Genomic DNA, 17,874 nt, shown 5'->3' with positions numbered 1-17,874 from the left:
CGGAATGACGGCTATTTCCTTCCCCTCGTCGGGATCTTGTTGAACGGCACGTCCTTGTCGACACGGATATCGCCGGGCAAGCCCAGCACCCGCTCGGCAATGATGTTGCGCATGATCTCGTCGGTGCCGCCTTCGACGCGGGTGCCCGGCGCGCGCAGCAGCATGGCCTGGAAGCGGCCGGCCAGCTCGCCATCATCACCGCTGACGACGCCCGCCGCGCCCTGCAGATCCAGTGCGTAGGTCGCAACGTCCTGGATCATGGAGCCCGCCACCAGCTTGCCGATCGAGTTTTCCGGCCCCGGCCGCTCGCCTTTCGACAGCGCCGAGATCGCGCGCATGCTGGTGTATTTCAGCCCGCTCGCCTTCACCGCCCAGTTCGCAAGCTTCGAGCGCACCGCGCGATCCTCGATCGCGGGGCCGTCGTCGAGCATCAGGCTGGAGCAATACTCGAACAATTCAGGGAAACCGGTCGAGACAGCGGCGCCGATCGCGCTGCGCTCGTTCATCAGCGTGGTCAGCGAGACGTTCCAGCCGTCACCGACCTCACCGAGACGCTGATGATCGGGAATGCGGACATTGGTGAAATAGACCTCGTTGAAATCCGAGGCCCCGCCCGCCTGCTTGATCGGCCGCACCTCGACGCCGGGGCTCTTCATGTCCAGGAAGAACATGGTGAGCCCCTTGTGCTTGGGCACGGTCGGATCAGTGCGGGTGAGCAGAATGCCGTAGTCGGAATAATGCGCGCCCGAGGTCCAGATCTTCTGGCCGTTGATGACCCAGGCGTCGCCGTCCTTCTCGGCGCGCGTGCGCAGGCCCGCAACGTCCGAGCCGCCGGCCGGCTCGGAGAACAGCTGGCACCAGACCTTCTCGCCGGAGGCGAGCGGCGGCAGATATGTGCGCTTATGCTCCTCGCGCGCGAACGCCATCATGGTGGGCCCGCACATGCCGTGGCCGATGATGAACATGCGGGAGAGCTGGCCGAACGGCCCCTCCTCCTGCTGCCAGATCACCCGCTCGATCGGCGAGGCGCCGCGGCCGCCATACTCTTTCGGCCAGTGCAGGCAGGCCCAGCCGGCGTCGGCCTTTTTCTTCTGCCAGGCCTTGGCCACTTCGAGAATGTTGGCGTTCTTGAGCACGGTGCGGCCGAGCGAGGATTTACGCAGCTCCTCCTCGTATTGCTTCGGCGCGTTGGCGCCGATCCAGGCGCGGGCGGTCGCGCGGAATTCGGCTTCCTGCGGGGTGTCGTCGAAATTCATCTCGGTTTCTCTTCTTCCGTCATTCCGGGGCGCGCGTAGCGCGAACCCGGAATCTCGACGTTATTTGACTCTTCTCTGGATTCCGGGTTCGCCGCTTTGCGGCGCCCCCGGAATGACATCACGCCGCGTTCTTCTTCCGCATGCGGTCGATCAGCTGATCCTCCCAATAGGACAGGCTGCCCAGGCCCAGCGCCATCGCATTGGCGCGGCGGTAGTACATGTGGCAGTCGAACTCCCAGGTGAAACCCATGCCGCCGTGAACCTGGATGTTGTTCTTGGCGCAGTGCTGGAAAGCCTGCGTCGCGCTGATGCGGGCGGCAGCCGCGGCTTCCGGCAGCTCGGCCGCGTTGGTCGAGAGCGCCCAGGCGCCGTAATAGCTGTTGGAGCGCGCCAACGTCGCCGAGACGTACATGTCGGCGAGCATGTGCTTGACCGCCTGGAACGAGCCGATCGGACGGCCGAAGGCGATGCGGTCGAGCGCGTAGTCGCGGCCCATCTCCAGCGCACGGTCGGAGCCGCCGACCTGCTCGAACGCGCACAGCACCGCGGCGCGGTCGAGCAGCTGGGTGAGAATGCTCCAACCTTCGCCGGCAGCACCGAGCGGCTCAGCCTTGCAATCTCTGAAAGTGATCTCGGCCTGTCCGCGGGTTGGATCGAGATTGGTGAGGCTCTTCACCTCGACGCCGCCAGCTTTGAGATCGACCAGAAACAGCGAGATGTCGCTGTCGCGCCCGCTCGATCCCGTGCGCGCGGCAACCACCGCGACATCGGCGATCGCACCGTCAGCGACCGACCTTTTGACGCCGTTGAGCACGCCGTTCGCAGCCGTCAGCTTGACGTTCTTCGGCGACGGGTTGCCCTTGCCCTCGAACAGCGCCAGCGTGCCGATCGCCTCACCCGCAGCGATCGTAGGCAACCATTTCTTCTTCTGGGCGTCGCTGCCGGCGAGCAGCAGCGCTTCGGCGGCGAGGTACACGGTCGAGGAGAACGGCACCGGCGCGTTGGCCCGGCCCATCTCTTCCGCGATCACGCACAGCTCGAGATGGCCGGCGCCCGCGCCGCCGAACTCCTCGGGGATTGCGACGCCGAGAAAACCCATCTCGGCGAGACCCTTCCAGAGCTCCTTGTCGTACGGCGCCTTGCCGTCGAGCACGACACGCACCGCCTTGGGCGAGCATTTCTCGGCGAGAAACTTGCGGGCCTGATCGCGGAGCTGTTTTTGATCGTCGGAGAAATCGAAGTTCATGGCGGCTTACCTTTTTCTTGCTGTCATTCCGGGGCGCGACGAAAGTCGCGAACCCGGAATCTAGAGGTCACTTATTCATCTCGAGATTCCGGGTTCGCCGCTACGCGTCGCCCCGGAATGACGAATTCATTTCAGCACGATCACGTCTTCATCTGGCCTATCCGCATAGAGCCGCTCCACCAGCGCGGCGCGGCGTTCCAGGCCGGCGCGCTGGTTGATGTAGCCCTTGTCGGTGAGCTCGTTGCCGTCGATCGAGGGCGGCTCGACCATCAGCATCGCACGCGCGATGATGCGACTGCTGGCGCCCTCGCACTCCCGGTTGTGGGTCTCCAGCCCACGCCTGAAACAGGCGATCACCTCGGGGTGCTTCACCGCGTCCGCAAAGCTCAGATCGGGATTGCCGACGAGCTGCCGGCAGGCATGCAGGTTCGGCCAGGCCAGCAGGCCGATGAAGGCACGGTCCTGCCCGGCAACCAGCGCGTCGTGCACGACTGGCGTTGCGGCTGCGATCGCATCGGTCCGCAGCGAGCCCACATGCACGAACGTGCCCGTGGTAAGCTTGAAGTCCTCCACCACGCGGCCGGCAAAGATGATGCCTTGCACCGGATCGGCATCGTCGACGAAAATGCCGGCATCGCCGATGCAGTAGAACCCTTCCTCGTCGAACATCTTCTGGGTCAGCTCAGGCTGGCCGAAATAGCCGGGCGTGACATTGACGCCGCGCAGGCGCAGCTCGTATTTCGACCCGCACGGCACCATCTTCAACTCGACGCCGGGAAACGGCAGGCCGATCAGACCGACGCGCTCGGTATCCCAATAGGTGCCGGTCGAGGTCGGCGCGGTCTCGGTCGAGCCCCAGCCGGTGTAGAACACGATGCGCTCGCCGGTGGTCTTCACGGCGAGCGCCTGCATACGCTCGTAGAGATCATCCGGCAGCCGTGCGCCGCCATAAGCCATGATCGAGAGGTTCTTGAAGAAGGAGCGGCAGAGCGCGTCGTCCTTCTCCATGGCGGCCGCGAGCGCGGCATAGCCGGCCGGCACGTTGGCGTAATAGGTCGGCGAGATCTCGCGCAGGTTCCGCAGCGTCTCCTCGAACTGGCCCGGCATCGGCCGGCCGTCGTCGATATAGAGCGTGCCGCCATCGACCAGGATCGGGTGGAATGCCGCATTGCCGCCCATGGTGTGATTCCACGGCATCCAATCCAGCATCGTCGCGATCGGTCCGCTGGGATCCCTGGGACGAACCTGCATCATCATCGCCGCATTCGCGCACATCATCTCTTGCGTGTTGATGACGGCCTTGGGCATGCCGGTCGAGCCTGACGTGAACAGCAGCTTGCCGACCGTCTGCGGCGTGATCTTCGCGATCGACGCATCGACGTCCGGCGTCACCGGCGTTGCCGCGAGCTCGGCAAAGCTGACGCTCTCGATGCCCTCACATGGCCGCGCGACATGAACGACGGTGACGCCGGTGAGATCGAGCGCCCGCAGCGCCTTCTCGAAGGTCGGCCCGTCCTGCACCATCACCACGGCCGGCTTGATCAGGTCGAACAGGTACTTCAGCTTGACGTGGTCGTGGCTCATCAGCGAGTAGGCGGGCGACACCGGCGCCGCGGGGGCGCGCGCTTGCATCGCGGCCTGCGTCATCAGCGCATGCTCGATCGAATTGCCGGACAGGATCGCAACGGGGCGACCATCGAGGTCGAGATTGAGCAGGCCTTGCGTCAGCGCATCTACCGTGCGCTTGGCTTCGCCATAAGAGACCTTGCGCCATTCCCGGTTCGGGCCGCCGCGCTGCGCCAGCCAGATCCGCTCGGGCGCTTCCTTCGCCCATTTCGCCAGCGAGGCCGGAATGTGCTGCTCGTAAGTCTGCAGTGGAATGCGCGACTTCAGCACCACCGTACCGTCGGCGCGGCGCTCGACGTCGATGTCGCGCTTGAGCCATTGCACCTTGCGAAAGGCGGGCTTTGTTATCACAGCCGCCGCACTTCCACTCATTTTGCGTCTCCCGGAATTATTGTCCTTTGCGGATCTTCGTGGTTCAGCGCTTGATATAGACAGGCTTTCGCTTCTCAAGGAAGGCCCTGATGCCTTCCGAAAATTCCTCGGAGCGGCTGCACAGGACCTGGTTGCGATCCTCAATTGCGATCGCCGCTTCCAGCGATCCCGCATCGACGCTCATGTTCAGGCATTCCTTGGATAGCCGCAGCCCCACGGGCGAAGCCGTCATCATCGCCTCGACATAGGGCTCGGCCGCCGCGTCGAGCTTGTCCTCGTCCACGACCTCCGAGACGAGGCCGACCGCCAGCGCGCGCTCGGCGCCGATGAAGCGTCCGGTGAGGATCAGTTCGGATGCGACGGAGACGCCGACGAGGCGTGGCAGAAAATAGCTGGTGCCGATGTCGCAGCCGCCGAGCCCGAGCTTGATGAAGGCGCAATTCATCCGCGCCGATCTCGTCGCGATGCGGATGTCAGAAGCCAGCGCCAGCGCGAAGCCGCCGCCGGCGGCTGCGCCCTGCACCAACGCCAGGATCGGCTGCGGGCATCGCCGCATCAGCATCACGATGTCGGCGATGCGCCGCTGCGAATCCAACGACTCCGTGACGCCGGGCGGCTCCTGCTGCCCGGCCCGGCGGGCCATCGCGGCCTTGAGATCAAGGCCCGCGCAGAAATTCCTGCCGGCGCCCTTGAGCACGACGACGCGGGTGTCGCGATTGCGCTGCAGGCTTTGGAAGTAGACGTTGAGCGCATCGATCAGCGCCGGATCGAGCGCGTTGAGGTGCTCGGGCCGATTCAGCGTCACCCGGTCGACGCCGTCGTCATGCTCGATCAGCAGCGGTTGGGACATGGGGCGCTCCTGCATCCGCTCTTAGAGTGGCGGTTATTGCGCCCTCTCCCCTTGTGGGAGAGGGCATGTACGTCAGTAGCCAAGAGCTCACTTGGGTGAGGGGTCTGTCTCCGCGGATAGAGCCCCTCATCCGGCGCTTCGCGCCACCTTCTCCCACAAGGGGAGAAGGAAGAAAGCGCTTTACCTTGGCGCCATGCGGATGGCACCGTCGAGGCGGATGGTCTCGCCGTTCAGCATCGGGTTCTCGACGATGTGCACCGCGAGCATGCCGTATTCACTGGCATCGCCGAGACGCGAGGGATGCGGCACCTGGGCGCCCAGGCTCTTGCGGGCCTCTTCGTTCAAACCCATCAGCAGCGGGGTGAAGAACAGGCCGGGCGCGATGGTGTTGACTCGGATCTTCTGGCTGGCGAGATCGCGCGCGGCCGGCAGGGTCAGGCCGACGACACCGCCCTTCGAGGCCGAATAGGCGATCTGGCCGATCTGGCCTTCGTAGGCCGCGACGGATGCCGTGTTGATGATGACACCGCGCTCTTCGCCGACGGGCTCGATCGTGACGAGGCGCTCGGCGAACAGCCGCAGGCAGTTGAACGTGCCGATCAGATTGACATTGATGATGCGCGCGAACTTTTCGAGCGGGTAGACGCCGTCGCGGCCGACGATGCGCTGCGAGCCGCCGATGCCGGCGCAGTTCATCAGCACGCGCGCGACGCCGTGTGCGGCTTCGGCCTTGGCGATTGCCGCCTTGATCTGCTCTTCGCTGGTGACGTCGGCATGCAGCGCGACGCCCTTCACCTCAGCGGCGACCTTCTCGGCGTTTTCCTTGCTCTGGTCGATCACGCCGATCTTGGCGCCTTTGGCCGCCATGGCGCGGGCGGTCGCGGCACCAAGGCCCGAACCACCGCCGGTGATGAGAACGGCTACGTCTTTCAACTGCATCGCTTGTACCTTTCCTTGAACGTTTCTTCTCTAGACTTGTGAACGATCGGCCGGACTATCCGGCAGCGGCAGCTTCCCCGGCTTGCGTGAGGATGCCGCCGCAGATCAGCGTTTCCATGTGCTTGATGTATTGCCGGCAGACGTCGTCGGTGACCGGGCCGACGCCGGTCGCGCGGGACATCGCGTGCCGGCCAAAAAAGAGGTGATCGCACGCGCCGATCAGGCTGGTGTAGAACAGCACCGGATCGGTGGGGCGGAATTCGCCACGGCTGACGCCGTCGGCCAGCAGGCGGCGGTGGAAATCCAGCAGCGGCGCCACGAAGAATTTCGAGACTTCATCGGCCGAGCTCGCGCTGGTCTCGTGCAGCAGATAGTGAATCAGCCGGTTCATGTAGGGGAACCGGTGATAGGCGCGGATGATGCCGGCGATATGCAGCTTCAGCTTCGCCGTCGCGGTGATCGGCTGCGCCAGCAGATATTCCAGATTGGACATCTCGGTCGCGGCATCCCGCGCGAGCAGCGCCAGCAAGAGGCCGTCCTTATTGCCGAAGTGGTACTTGACCAGCGCGGCGTTGGCGCCCGACTTCTGCGCGATATCGGAGAGCGAGATCTCGATCGAGGAGCGTTCGATCATCAGCTCGCTCGCGGCCACCAGCAATTTCTCCGCCGTGGAATTTTTCCCGCTCGGAAGCCTGTTCGGTACGCTGGTAGCCACGGAGATCCCTGTTTGGCCGCTGGAAACGGGGCGCAGATAAGCGCAAGCAGCGTCTCATCACAAGAGTTAATTGATCGATTGACTAAACGATCTCCCGTCCCTTAAATCCGCCCCGACAACCAACCCATTCAAGAATTCAGGGAGAGACCGACATGGCCGAGGCTTATATCGTCGCCGCTGCGCGTACCGCCGGCGGGCGCAAGGGGGGCCGCCTCGCCGGCTGGCATCCGGCCGATCTCGCCGCGAAGGTGCTGGACGAGCTGGTCGACCGCACCAAGGTCGACCCGGCCCAGGTCGAGGACGTGATCATGGGCTGCGTGATGCAGGTCGGCGAGCAGTCCAACAACGTCGCGCGCAACGCGGTCATGGCGTCGAAGCTGCCGGAGAGCGTGCCGGGCACCTCGATCGACCGCCAATGCGGCTCCTCGCAGCAGGCGCTGCACTTCGCCGCACAAGCCGTGATGTCCGGCGCAATGGATGTCGTGATCGCCGCCGGCGTGGAGTCGATGACGCGCGTGCCGATGGGCCTGTCCTCGCAGCTTCCAGCCAAGAACGGCTTTGGCAATTACAAGAGCCCGGGCATCGAGAAGAAGTATCCCAACATCGTGTTCAGCCAGTTCACCGGCGCGGAGATGATGGCCGAGAAGTACGGCCTCTCGAAGGATGAGCTCGACGAATATTCCTACCAGAGCCATCAGCGCGCGATCGCGGCGACGCAGGGAGGCCATTTCAAGAACGAGATCGTTCCGCTCGAGATCACCCGCGCCGACGGCAGCAAGGACACCCACCACATCGACGAAGGTATCCGCTTCGATGTCACGCTCGACGGCATCAAGGGCGTCAAGCTGATCGCCGAGAACGGCAAGCTGACCGCGGCCAGCGCCAGCCAGATCTGCGACGGCGCCTCCGGCGTCATGGTCGTGAACGAGAAGGGCCTGAAGCAGCTCGGCGTCAAGCCGCTCGCGCGCGTCCATCACATGACCATGATGGGCGGCGATCCCGTGATCATGCTCGATGCTCCCTTGCACGCCACCAAGCGTGCGCTGGAGAAGGCCGGCATGAAGATCGGCGACATCGATCTGTTCGAGGTCAACGAGGCCTTCGCCTCGGTGCCGACCGCTTGGCTGAAGACCACCGGCGCCGATCCCGAGCGCCTCAACGTCAACGGCGGCGCCATCGCGCTCGGCCACCCCCTCGGCGGCTCCGGCACCAAGCTGATGACGACGCTGGTGCACGCTCTGCATCAACGCGGCAAGCGCTATGGTCTGCAGACCATGTGCGAGGGCGGCGGCATGGCCAACGTGACGATCGTGGAACGACTGTAAGAAGAACAAAAGCGAGTAGTGAGTGGCGAGTAGCGGATGGTGAGTAGGCGAAGAGCGGTTTGCCCCTCTTCCCTATTCGCCATTTGCTACTCGCCATTCGCGTTTTGAGGAAACGCCATGACGCACCCCTCCATCCACGCAAAGACGACGCCCGACAAGATCGCCTACCGGATGGCCGGGACCGGCAAGGCGATCACCTATCGCGAGCTCGACGAGCTCTCGAATCAGGGCGCGCAGCTGTTCCGCTCACTCGGTCTCAAGGCCGGCGACCACATCGCGCTGTTGATGGAGAACCGCCTCGCCTTCATGGAGCTCTGCTGGGCCGCACAGCGCAGCGGGCTCTATTACACCGCGATCAGCCGCTACCTGAAGCAGGACGAGATCGACTACATCATCGCCGATTGCGGCGCCAAGGTCGTGATCACCACGCCGAAATGCGCCGACCAGATCAAAGGCTTGATCAAGGGCACGCCCGGCGAGCCGATCTTCTACATGATGGACGAGCCTCTGCCCGGCTTCCGCTCCTACGACAAGGAAGCCGCCGCGCAGCCGACGACGCCGATTGCGGACGAGGTCGCCGGCTACGACATGCTGTATTCGTCCGGCACCACCGGCCGGCCCAAGGGAATCAAGAAGGCTTTCGAAGGCAACAGGATCGGCGTGCCGAATGCCTTCCTGCGGGTGCTTTGCGCCGACATGTGCGGCATGAACGCGGAGAGTACTTATCTATCGCCAGCGCCGCTCTACCACGCGGCGCCCCTGCGCTTCAACATGATGGCCATCGTGCTCGGCGGCACCTCCATCATCATGGAGCATTTTGACGCCGAGGAGTTCTTGAGGCTGGTCGAGAAGTACAAGGTGACGCAATCGCAGCTGGTGCCGACCATGTTCGTGCGCATGCTGAAGCTGCCGGACGAGGTGCGCGCGAAGTACGACGTCTCCACCCTCAAGGGCGCGATCCACGCCGCCGCGCCCTGCCCCATCGACGTCAAGGCGAAGATGATCGAATGGTGGGGGCCGATCCTGATCGAGTATTACGCAGGATCTGAAGGCAATGGCGTCACCGTCTGCAACTCGCAGCAATGGCTGGCGCACCGCGGCAGCGTCGGCCGCGCCGTGGTCGGCAAAATCAAGATTCTCGACGAGAACGACGAGGAACAGCCGGTCGGCGAGATCGGCACGGTCTATTTCGCCGACGCGCCGGCCTTCACCTATCACAACGATCCCGAGAAGACGAAGAAGGCCTACAACGCCAAGGGCTGGTCGACGCTCGGCGATGTCGGCTATCTCGACAAGGACGGCTTCCTCTATCTCACCGACCGCAAGTCCTACATGATCATCTCCGGCGGTGTGAACATCTACCCGCAGGAAACCGAGGACGTGCTGATCACCCACCCGGAGGTCGCCGACGTCGCGGTGTTTGGCGTCCCGAACGAGGAGATGGGAGAAGAGGTCAAGGCGGTGGTGCAGCCGCACGACATGAGCCGCGCCGGCAAGGCGCTGGAGGCCGATCTGATTGTCTATTGCAAGGGCCGGCTCTCAGCCATCAAGTGCCCGCGCTCGATCGATTTCGAAGCCGAGCTGCCGCGCACGCCGACCGGCAAGCTGGTGAAGCGGCATCTGCGCGACAAGTATTGGCCTAAGACGACGGCGAAGATTTGAGACGCTCTTTCTCACCCTCCAGGGGAGGGGTGGCAGCCATCTCAATCAAACAGGCTCGGCGTGTGGTTCACCAGCGCGCCTTCGATCTCCAGCATCTTCAGCTTGGTCACCACCCCGCCATTGGCCGAGAAGCCGCCGGGCTTGTTGCCGGCGGCTAGCACGCGATGGCAGGGCACCACGATCGGGCAAGGGTTGCGGCCGAGCGCCTGGCCGACATCGCGCGACAGCTGGACGCCGCCGAGCTGCTTGGCGATGTCGCCATAGGTGACGGTCTTGCCGGGCGGAATCGCGCGGGCGATCTCGTAGACACCGCGGTTGAACTCGGGCACGCCGTCGAGGTCGAGCGGGATGTCGGTGAGATCATCCGGCTCGCCCGCCAGCAGTTTCGTCATGCGGTCGATCGCCTCTTGCACCTCGGCAGTCGGCTCGGTTTCGGTGGCGTCGGCATGGCGCTGGCTGATGCGGGTGCGGATCTTCTGCTCGCCGCCCATCGGCAGCTGCGTGCCGTTGATGCCGCGCGGACCCCAGGCGATGGCACAAAGGCCGATCTTCGTATCGAACAGGGCGAAATGCTGGTCGGTCATGGCTTGGTTCCTGAACTCCGCGTCCTCGTCGCATGCCCCCAATGTGCTCTCGGCTTAAATCTAGGCTTGGAAATAGTTGCGATCCACCCGGTTTCCGGGAATCTTGCACAGGAGTTCCGCCCCGTCTCGCGAGTCCCGAATGCAAAGCCTCCACGTCAACGGTTACGACATGCCCTATCTCGACGTGGGCGAAGACAGGGGCCGGCCGCCGCTGGTCTGCGTGCACGGCTCGCTGAACGATTTCCGCGTCTGGGGCTGCGTGCTCGGGCCGCTGACGCAGCGGCATCGGGTGATCGCGGTCAGCCTGCGCCATTTCTTCCCGGAAAGATGGGATGGGGTCGGCGACACCTATTCGATCGCCCAGCATGTCCAGGACATCATCGCCTTCATCGAGAAGCTCGACCTCGGCCCGGTCGATTTGATGGGCCATTCCCGCGGCGGGCACATCTGCTTCCGCGCCGCTCAGCAGCGCCCCGATCTGCTGCGGCGCCTCGTGCTGGCGGAGCCCGGCGGCGAACTCGATGCGAGTCTCGATCCTGATTACGTCGGCGGCCCCTCGCCATTGCTGGCGCGCTTCACCGCCTCGGCCGAGAAGATCGCGGCCGGCGATGTCGATGGCGGCCTTGCCGTCTTCGTCGACACGCTGGAAGGCGCCGGCACCTGGCCGCGGCTGCCGGCGATGGTGAAGCAGAATTTGCGCGACAACGCCTTTACGCTGATCGGCCAGGTTCGCGACAACCGCCCGCCGTTCTCGAAGGCGGACGCGGAGGCCATCAAGATGCCGACGCTGTTCATCCTGGGCGCGCGGACCAAGGGACTGCTGCCAAAGGTGCTGCATGCGCTCGCGGCGCATGTGCCCTACTCCAAGACGGCGATCATCCCGAACGCGACGCATCCGATGTTCGAGCAGGCGCCGCAGAAATTCTCCGAAGTGGTTCTCGACTTCATGGCAAGCTGATCATGCAGAGCTTCCGCGTCAACGGCTACGACATGGCCTATCTCGAGGTCGGAAGCGGCCCGCCGCTGGTCTGCGTGCACGGCACGCTCGGAGACTTCCGCACCTGGTATTCGGTGCTCGGCCCGCTCTCGAAAGCTCATCGCGTGATCGCGGTCAGCCTGCGGCACTTTTTTCCCGAACATTGGGATGCCGTCGGCGACGACTACAAGATGGCGCAGCACGTCGCCGACATGATTGCCTTCATCGAACAGGTGAAGCCTGGACCTGTCGATCTGATGGGGCATTCGCGCGGCGGCCACATCGCCTTCCGCGTGGCGCAGGCCCGGCCCGAGCTATTGCGAAAACTGGTGCTGGCCGAGCCCGGCGGCGACCTCGACGCCAGCCTGCCGGTGCCGGCAGGCACGCCCGCACATCCGCCGCTCGCAGCCCGCACGGCCCGCTCGGTCGAGATGATCCGCGCCGGCGACCTCGAGGGCGCGCTGCAGAACTTCTACGAAGGCATCGAGGGCGACGGCTCCTGGCGGCGCATGCCTGCGGCGGCGAAGCAGCAGCTGCGCGACAACGCGCTCACCTTCCTCGGCCAAATCAACGAGCAGCGCCGGCCCTATACGCTCACCGATGCGCAGGCCATCAGGATGCCGACGCTGCTGATCGGCGGCGGCGCCACCACCGGCAGCCTGTCGGTGATGTGGCGCGTGCTCGCCGCGCACATCGCCGGCGCCGAGACGGCGGTGATCGCGAACGCCGGCCACTGGATGTTCGAGCAGGCGCCGCTCGAGTTCGGCGAAGTAGTGAGCAGATTTCTGGCGAAGTAGCTCACACCTTCCACACGCCGACCGGCATCTTGATCGTTGCGTTCAAGCGGTTCCAGACGTTGATAGTTGCGATCGCCAGGATCAGCGTTGCGAGCTCGCGCTCGTCGAAATGCTTGTCGGCTTCGCTCCAGATCGCATCCGGCACCGGATCCTCGCGATCGGCGAGGCGCGTGACCGCCTCGGTCAGCGCCAGCGCGGCGCGCTCCGCGTCGGTGAAATAAGGCGCATCGCGCCAGGCGGACACCGCGAACAGGCGCTCGTCGGTCTCGCCCAGCTTGCGGGCGATCTTCGGATGCATGTCGACGCAGACGCTGCAACCGTTGATCTGGCTGGCGCGCAGGTGCACCAGTTCCAGGAGCTTTTCCGGCAGGCCCTGCTTGGTCAAATTGCCGAGGGACTGCAGGACATTCATGGCCTCGGGCAGGACCATGACGGGGTGATTCATGCGGGCGTGCATTTTTTGCGTCTCCATTGCGCGAATGTCGAAGGTTCCGGTCACATCGACCGGATTGGCTTCGTCATGGGCATGACGGATCGCGACGAGGGAATGTGACGATGAACGAAGAAAATTTTCTGGCGCAGCAATTCGAGGCCAGCAGGGACCACCTCAGAGCGGTGGCCTACCGGATGCTGGGCTCCCGCGCCGAGGTCGACGATGCCGTGCAGGAAGCCTGGCTGCGGGTCAGCCGCTACGACATGTCCGATATCGCGAATTTGCGCGGCTGGTTGACCACCGTGGTCGCACGCATCTGCCTCGACATGCTGCGCGCACGGAAGTCGCGCAAGGAAGAGCCGATCGGCCCGCATGTGCCGGAGCCGGTCGAAGAGACGCGCGAGCGCGAAGCGGAGATGGCTGACTCTGTCGGCGCTGCACTGCTGGTCGTGCTGGAGACGCTGCAGCCCGCGGAGCGGCTCGCCTTCGTGCTGCACGATATGTTCGCGGTACCGTTCGAGGAGATCGCGCCGATCGTCGGCCGCTCGGTCGACGCATCGCGTCAGCTCGCGAGCCGGGCGCGGCGGCGGGTACAGGGAGTGCCGGTGCCCGAGACCAACCTGTCACGCCAGCGCGATATCGTCGATGCCTTCCTCAAGGCATCGCGCGAGGGCAATTTCGAGGGGTTGTTGGCCATGCTCGATCCCGACGTCGTATTCCGCGCCGATCAGGCCGCGGTACGGCTCGGCACGCTGGCGGAGATCCGCGGCGCGGATGCGGTCGCAGAGCTCTACAAGGGCCGTGCCCAGGCCGCGCGGACGGCGCTGGTCGACGGCGAGATCGGCGTTGCCGTCATCCTCGGCGGACAGCTGCGCATCGCGCTGCGCGTGACGTTCAGGGGCGACCGCATTGCCGGGATCGAGGCGCTGGCCGATGCAGAGCACATCGCGGCGCTCGACGTGGACGTGCTGGAGCATTGAGGCCGCGGAGCCAAAATCGCGAAAACAACCCCATGCACAGTAGACGAGCCTCGACAAATCAATGACTTGGCCGGCATGACGCGAAGTCGTCAGGTCACCCTATGATACCGCTTGACGCGCCTACCTCACAAAGCGTAGCTTCGAATACGGAATTCCGTATTCCCAATTCCTCGGAGCTGCCGGTGTGATCCCTCTCGACCCGCTTCCGAACCTGATCGACCAGGTCTATGCGCGCATCCTCGAGGCGATCTCCGACCGCACGCTCGAGCCCGGTCAGCGCATCCGCCAGAACGAGCTGGCCGACAAGCTCGGCGTCTCGCGCCAACCGGTATCGCACGCGCTGCATCTCTTGCACCGGCAAGGTCTCGTCGCCGAGAGCGGCAAGCGCGGCTTCGAGGTCACCCAGCTCGATCCTTCGCGCATCCGCCAGCTCTACGAGGTGCGTGGCGCGATCGATGCGCTGGCGGCGCGGCTCGCCGCGGAGCGGGCCGCAACCGATGCCGCAGGACGCGCGCGGCTGGACGCGGCGCTCGCGGCCGGCCGCCGCATCGACCGTAACACGACGCTGGCCGAGCTCATCGTGCTCGACGTCGATTTTCACCGCGCGATCTATCAGCTCGCCGGCAATCCCGTGATCGAGGAGACCATTGCGCCGCAATGGCCGCATATGCGCCGCTCGATGGCGACGGTGCTGTCGGAGCTCGACTATCGCGACAGCGCCTGGACCGAGCACGCCGACATCGCCAGGCACATTCTCGCAGGCAACGCGAAGGCGGCCGAGCGCGCCGCGCTCGCGCACGCGCAGACGGCAGGACGGATGACCGAGGAGAGATTGAGGGCGACGGACGAGGCGGCGGCGTAGCGATTTACACGCACGCCGTCATGCCCGGGCTTGTCCCGGGCATCCACGTTCTTCCGGAGGTGGAGCAAAGACGTGGATGGCCGGGTCAAGCCCGGCCATGACGAGAGAGAAAACAAGAAACAAACACAACAGGAGGACGACCCGATGAAACTGTCCCAGGAGCAATTGGAGTTCTTTCACCGCGAAGGCTGGCTGTTCCTGCCTGAGCTGTTCACCCAGGAGGAGGTCGACCTGCTGGCGCGCGAGGCGGTCGGCATCTATGACGCCAACCGGCCGGAGGTCTGGCGCGAGAAGAGCGGCGCGCCGCGCACGGCTTTTGCCGCGCATCTCTACAACGAGGCGTTCGGCATTCTCGGCGCGCATCCGCGCATGATCGAGCCGGTCGAGCAGGTGTTCGGCGAACCCGTCTACATGCACCAGTTCAAGATCAATGCGAAATCGGCCATCACCGGCGACGTCTGGCAATGGCACCAGGACTACGGCACCTGGAAGCGCGACGACGGCATGCCGGAGCCGCGCGCGATGAACATCGCGATCTTCCTCGACGAGGTGATGCCGATCAACGGCCCGTTGATGCTGGTGCCGCGCAGCCAGAACGCCGGCGATCTCGAAGCCTCGCATGACCTCGCGACCACCTCCTATCCGTTGTGGACGCTGGACGAGGCGACGGTGACGCGCCTCGTCGAGCAGGGCGGCATCGTCGCGCCGACCGGCAAGCCCGGCGGCATGCTGATGTTTCACGGCAATCTGGTGCACGGATCAAGCGGCAACATCACCCCCTACCCGCGCAAGATCGTGTACCTGACGCTGAACGCGGTCTCGAACTACATCCGCAAGCCCACCCGGCCGGACTACATCGCCCATCGCGATTTTTCGCCGATCAAGACCGTGGACGACGACGCATTGCTGCGACTTGCCCGTGCACCACGGCAGGCGGCAGAGTAAATCTACGCGTGCAACATCCTCAGTCGTCATGCCCGGGCTTGTCCCGGGCATGACGAACTGATGGAGACACGCGTCTCACGAATCCCTGTATCATCGGAAACTCCCCCATGAACCTCTTCCGCCTCCTCCAGGCCCGCGCGTCCGCCGGCAAGCCTGTCCGTGTCGCATTGATCGGCGCGGGCAAGTTCGGCTCGATGTTTCTGGCGCAGGTGCCGCACACGCCGGGGCTGGAGGTACCCATCATCGTCGACCTCGACCGCGAACGTGCGCGCGAGGCCTGCCGCACGGTGGGCTGGAGCACTGAGCGGATCGCGGCGACCGTCTTCACCGATGACGGCGCGCGCGCCATTGCCGGCGGCGCGATGGATGTGGTGGTGGAGGCGACCGGCAATCCCGCAGTCGGTATCCGCCACGCGCGCGCCGCGATCGCTGCGGGCAAGCATATCGTGATGGTCAATGTCGAAGCCGACGTGCTGGCCGGCCCGCTGCTCGCCGAGGAGGCGCGCAAGGCCGGCGTGGTCTATTCGCTCGCCTATGGCGACCAGCCGGCGCTGACCGCCGAGATGGTCGATTGGGCCCGCGCCACCGGCTTCCGCGTCGTCGCAGCCGGCAAGGGCACGAAATATCTGCCGGCCTACCACGACGTGACGCCTGACGGCGTCTGGCAGCATTACGGCCTGACCGCGGGCGAAGCGCAGTCGGCCGGCATGAATCCGCAAATGTTCAACTCGTTTCTCGACGGCACCAAATCTGCGATCGAGATGGCCGCGATCGCCAATGCCTGCGCCCTCGACGTTCCCGCGGACGGCCTGCTGTTTCCACCCTGCGGCGTCGATGATCTGCCGCACATCATGCGGCCGCGTTCGCGCGGCGGCGTGCTGGAGCGACCGGGCGTGGTGGAGGTCGTCTCCTCGCTGGAGCGGGACGGGCGGCCCGTGTTTCGCGATCTGCGCTGGGGCGTCTATGTCGTGCTGGAGGCGCCGAACGACTATGCTGCCGACTGCTTCAAGCAATATGGCCTCAAGACCGACGCCAGCGGACGCTATGCGGCGATGTACAAGCCCTATCATCTGATCGGGCTCGAGTTGAACATCTCGGTGCTGTCGGCCGCGCTGCGGGGCGAGCCAACCGGCCAGGCTAGCGGCTTCCGCGGCGACGTCGCCGCGGTCGCCAAGCGCAATCTGCGCGCGGGCGAAATGCTGGACGGCGAAGGCGGCTACACGGTGTGGGGCAAGCTGATACCGGCCGCCGCGAGCCTGAAGGCCGGCGCCCTGCCGATCGGCCTCGCGCACCGCGTGAAGCTGAAGCATGACGTCGCACACGGGGCGGTAGTGCGCTGGAGCGATGTCGAGTTCGACGCCGGCAATGAGACGGTGAAGACGCGTAAGGCCATGGAGGCCGCGTTCGCAGCGCAGCATTGAAGGACCGGCGATAGCGCAACCAAAGTGCGCTTGATTTGCCGTCTCCCTTTGGTCCATCCTGCCTCTCGATCCGGGAACACAGAATTTCGGACGCAATAAACGTCGGCCACCGGCGAAGACAAAGCGGCGACAAGATCGCGATCCCTCGTCGAGACTCGACAAGACAGGGAGGGAATGCATGGAACGTCGTAAATTTCTGACGGCAGGCGGGCTTGGCCTGGCCGCCAGTGCTGTTGCCGCGCCGGCTGTTGCCCAATCGATGCCCGAGGTGAAATGGCGGCTGGCTGCGAGCTGGCCGAAATCACTCGATACGCTCTATGGCGGCTGCGAATATTTCTGCAAGCGCGTTGCCGAGATCACCGACAATCGTTTCCAGATCCAGCCTTTCGCGGCCGGTGAGATCGTGCCGGGCCTGCAAGTGCTCGACGCCGTCTCCAACGGTACCGTCGAGATGGGCAACACCGCGCTCTATTACTATTGGGGCAAGAACCCCGCCTTCACCTTCGGCACGTCGCTGCCGTTCGGTCTCAACACGCGCCAGCACATCTCCTGGCTGTTGTGGAGCGGCGGTCAGGACATGCTCAACGACCTGCTGAAGGAGCATAACGCGATCGGCGTTCCCACGGGATCGACCGGCGCCCAGATGGGCGGCTGGTTCCGCAAGGAGATCAAGACCATCGACGATCTCAAGGGCCTGAAATTCCGGGTCGGCGGTTTTGCCGGCACCATCATCGCGAGGCTCGGCGGCGTGCCGCAGCAGATCGCGGCCGGCGACATCTATCCGGCCCTGGAGAAGGGCACGATCGATGCGGCGGAATGGGTCGGGCCATATGACGACGAGAAGCTCGGCTTCGTGAAAGTCGCGAAGTACTACTACTATCCGGG

Annotated in this window: 17 protein-coding genes (1 of these 17 only partly in view); 9 read left to right on the top strand and 8 right to left on the bottom strand. The window is 64.8% G+C overall.

Translation table 11 applies throughout. The features are described from left to right. Nucleotides 1-11 precede the first annotated feature (11 nt). From P6U31_RS05055 to P6U31_RS05030, 6 genes are all read right to left on the bottom strand, one after another. Nucleotides 12-1,256 carry an acyl-CoA dehydrogenase gene (locus P6U31_RS05055; protein WP_407187156.1) on the bottom strand — a complete coding sequence of 415 codons (1,245 nt, stop codon included), beginning with the start codon at nt 1,254-1,256 and terminating at the stop codon, nt 12-14. Nucleotides 1,257-1,374: 118 nt separating this feature from the next. Then, on the bottom strand, nt 1,375-2,502 hold the full coding sequence (locus P6U31_RS05050) for an acyl-CoA dehydrogenase family protein (RefSeq protein WP_407187155.1): 1,128 nt from the start codon (nt 2,500-2,502) through the stop codon (nt 1,375-1,377). Nucleotides 2,503-2,628: 126 nt separating this feature from the next. Continuing rightward, complete coding sequence (locus P6U31_RS05045) at nt 2,629-4,500, bottom strand: AMP-binding protein (RefSeq protein WP_407187154.1); 1,872 nt, start codon at nt 4,498-4,500, stop codon at nt 2,629-2,631. A gap of 43 nt (nt 4,501-4,543) precedes the next feature. After that, complete coding sequence (locus P6U31_RS05040; RefSeq protein WP_407187153.1) at nt 4,544-5,350, bottom strand: enoyl-CoA hydratase/isomerase family protein; 807 nt, start codon at nt 5,348-5,350, stop codon at nt 4,544-4,546. Between the two features lie 180 nt (nt 5,351-5,530). Continuing rightward, nucleotides 5,531-6,289: an SDR family NAD(P)-dependent oxidoreductase gene (locus tag P6U31_RS05035; RefSeq protein ID WP_407187152.1), complete on the bottom strand. Its 759-nt coding sequence runs from the start codon at nt 6,287-6,289 to the stop codon at nt 5,531-5,533. Nucleotides 6,290-6,344: 55 nt separating this feature from the next. Next, the gene (locus P6U31_RS05030; protein ID WP_407187151.1) at nt 6,345-6,947 is read right to left on the bottom strand and encodes a TetR family transcriptional regulator; all 603 of its coding nucleotides are present in this window, start codon (nt 6,945-6,947) and stop codon (nt 6,345-6,347) included. Between the two features lie 209 nt (nt 6,948-7,156). Here P6U31_RS05030 and P6U31_RS05025 point away from each other — a divergent pair, with 209 nt between their 5' ends. Together P6U31_RS05025 and P6U31_RS05020 are read left to right on the top strand one after the other, a co-directional pair. After that, nucleotides 7,157-8,329, top strand: a complete 1,173-nt coding sequence (locus P6U31_RS05025; protein WP_407187150.1) for an acetyl-CoA C-acetyltransferase — start codon at nt 7,157-7,159, stop codon at nt 8,327-8,329. Between the two features lie 117 nt (nt 8,330-8,446). Then, nucleotides 8,447-9,991: an acyl-CoA synthetase gene (locus P6U31_RS05020; protein WP_407187149.1), complete on the top strand. Its 1,545-nt coding sequence runs from the start codon at nt 8,447-8,449 to the stop codon at nt 9,989-9,991. 41 nt (nt 9,992-10,032) lie between these two features. Here the strand turns inward: P6U31_RS05020 and P6U31_RS05015 are convergent, their stop codons facing one another. Next, nucleotides 10,033-10,575, bottom strand: a complete 543-nt coding sequence (locus tag P6U31_RS05015; RefSeq protein WP_407187148.1) for a methylated-DNA--[protein]-cysteine S-methyltransferase — start codon at nt 10,573-10,575, stop codon at nt 10,033-10,035. 139 nt (nt 10,576-10,714) lie between these two features. Here P6U31_RS05015 and P6U31_RS05010 point away from each other — a divergent pair, with 139 nt between their 5' ends. Both P6U31_RS05010 and P6U31_RS05005 read left to right on the top strand, forming a co-directional pair. Further along, the gene (locus P6U31_RS05010) at nt 10,715-11,533 is read left to right on the top strand and encodes an alpha/beta fold hydrolase (RefSeq protein WP_407187147.1); all 819 of its coding nucleotides are present in this window, start codon (nt 10,715-10,717) and stop codon (nt 11,531-11,533) included. Nucleotides 11,534-11,535: 2 nt separating this feature from the next. Next, nucleotides 11,536-12,348: an alpha/beta fold hydrolase gene (locus tag P6U31_RS05005; RefSeq protein WP_407187146.1), complete on the top strand. Its 813-nt coding sequence runs from the start codon at nt 11,536-11,538 to the stop codon at nt 12,346-12,348. Nucleotide 12,349: 1 nt separating this feature from the next. Here P6U31_RS05005 and P6U31_RS05000 read toward each other — a convergent pair whose 3' ends face one another. Then, the gene (locus P6U31_RS05000) at nt 12,350-12,805 is read right to left on the bottom strand and encodes a carboxymuconolactone decarboxylase family protein (protein WP_407187145.1); all 456 of its coding nucleotides are present in this window, start codon (nt 12,803-12,805) and stop codon (nt 12,350-12,352) included. 98 nt (nt 12,806-12,903) lie between these two features. Between P6U31_RS05000 and P6U31_RS04995 the strand changes: the two genes are divergently transcribed. From P6U31_RS04995 to P6U31_RS04975, 5 genes are all read left to right on the top strand, one after another. Further along, nucleotides 12,904-13,761, top strand: a complete 858-nt coding sequence (locus tag P6U31_RS04995; RefSeq protein ID WP_407187144.1) for a sigma-70 family RNA polymerase sigma factor — start codon at nt 12,904-12,906, stop codon at nt 13,759-13,761. 184 nt (nt 13,762-13,945) lie between these two features. Next, the gene (locus tag P6U31_RS04990) at nt 13,946-14,623 is read left to right on the top strand and encodes a GntR family transcriptional regulator (RefSeq protein WP_407187143.1); all 678 of its coding nucleotides are present in this window, start codon (nt 13,946-13,948) and stop codon (nt 14,621-14,623) included. Nucleotides 14,624-14,767: 144 nt separating this feature from the next. Then, on the top strand, nt 14,768-15,568 hold the full coding sequence (locus P6U31_RS04985; protein WP_407187142.1) for a phytanoyl-CoA dioxygenase family protein: 801 nt from the start codon (nt 14,768-14,770) through the stop codon (nt 15,566-15,568). Nucleotides 15,569-15,675: 107 nt separating this feature from the next. Next, the gene (locus P6U31_RS04980; RefSeq protein WP_407187141.1) at nt 15,676-16,989 is read left to right on the top strand and encodes an NAD(P)H-dependent oxidoreductase; all 1,314 of its coding nucleotides are present in this window, start codon (nt 15,676-15,678) and stop codon (nt 16,987-16,989) included. Between the two features lie 178 nt (nt 16,990-17,167). Further along, nucleotides 17,168-17,874 carry the 5' portion of a TRAP transporter substrate-binding protein gene (locus tag P6U31_RS04975; protein ID WP_407187140.1) on the top strand. Its footprint extends 382 nt past the window's final position, so only the first 707 of its 1,089 coding nucleotides appear in the window; it begins with the start codon at nt 17,168-17,170; the stop codon falls past the right edge of the window.

Origin of the sequence: Bradyrhizobium centrosematis, assembly GCF_045571495.1 — a bacterium.
Lineage (GTDB): Bacteria > Pseudomonadota > Alphaproteobacteria > Rhizobiales > Xanthobacteraceae > Bradyrhizobium > Bradyrhizobium centrosematis.
The sequence above is the reverse complement of the archived record's forward strand: the minus strand, read 5'-3'. Positions and strand labels throughout refer to the sequence as shown.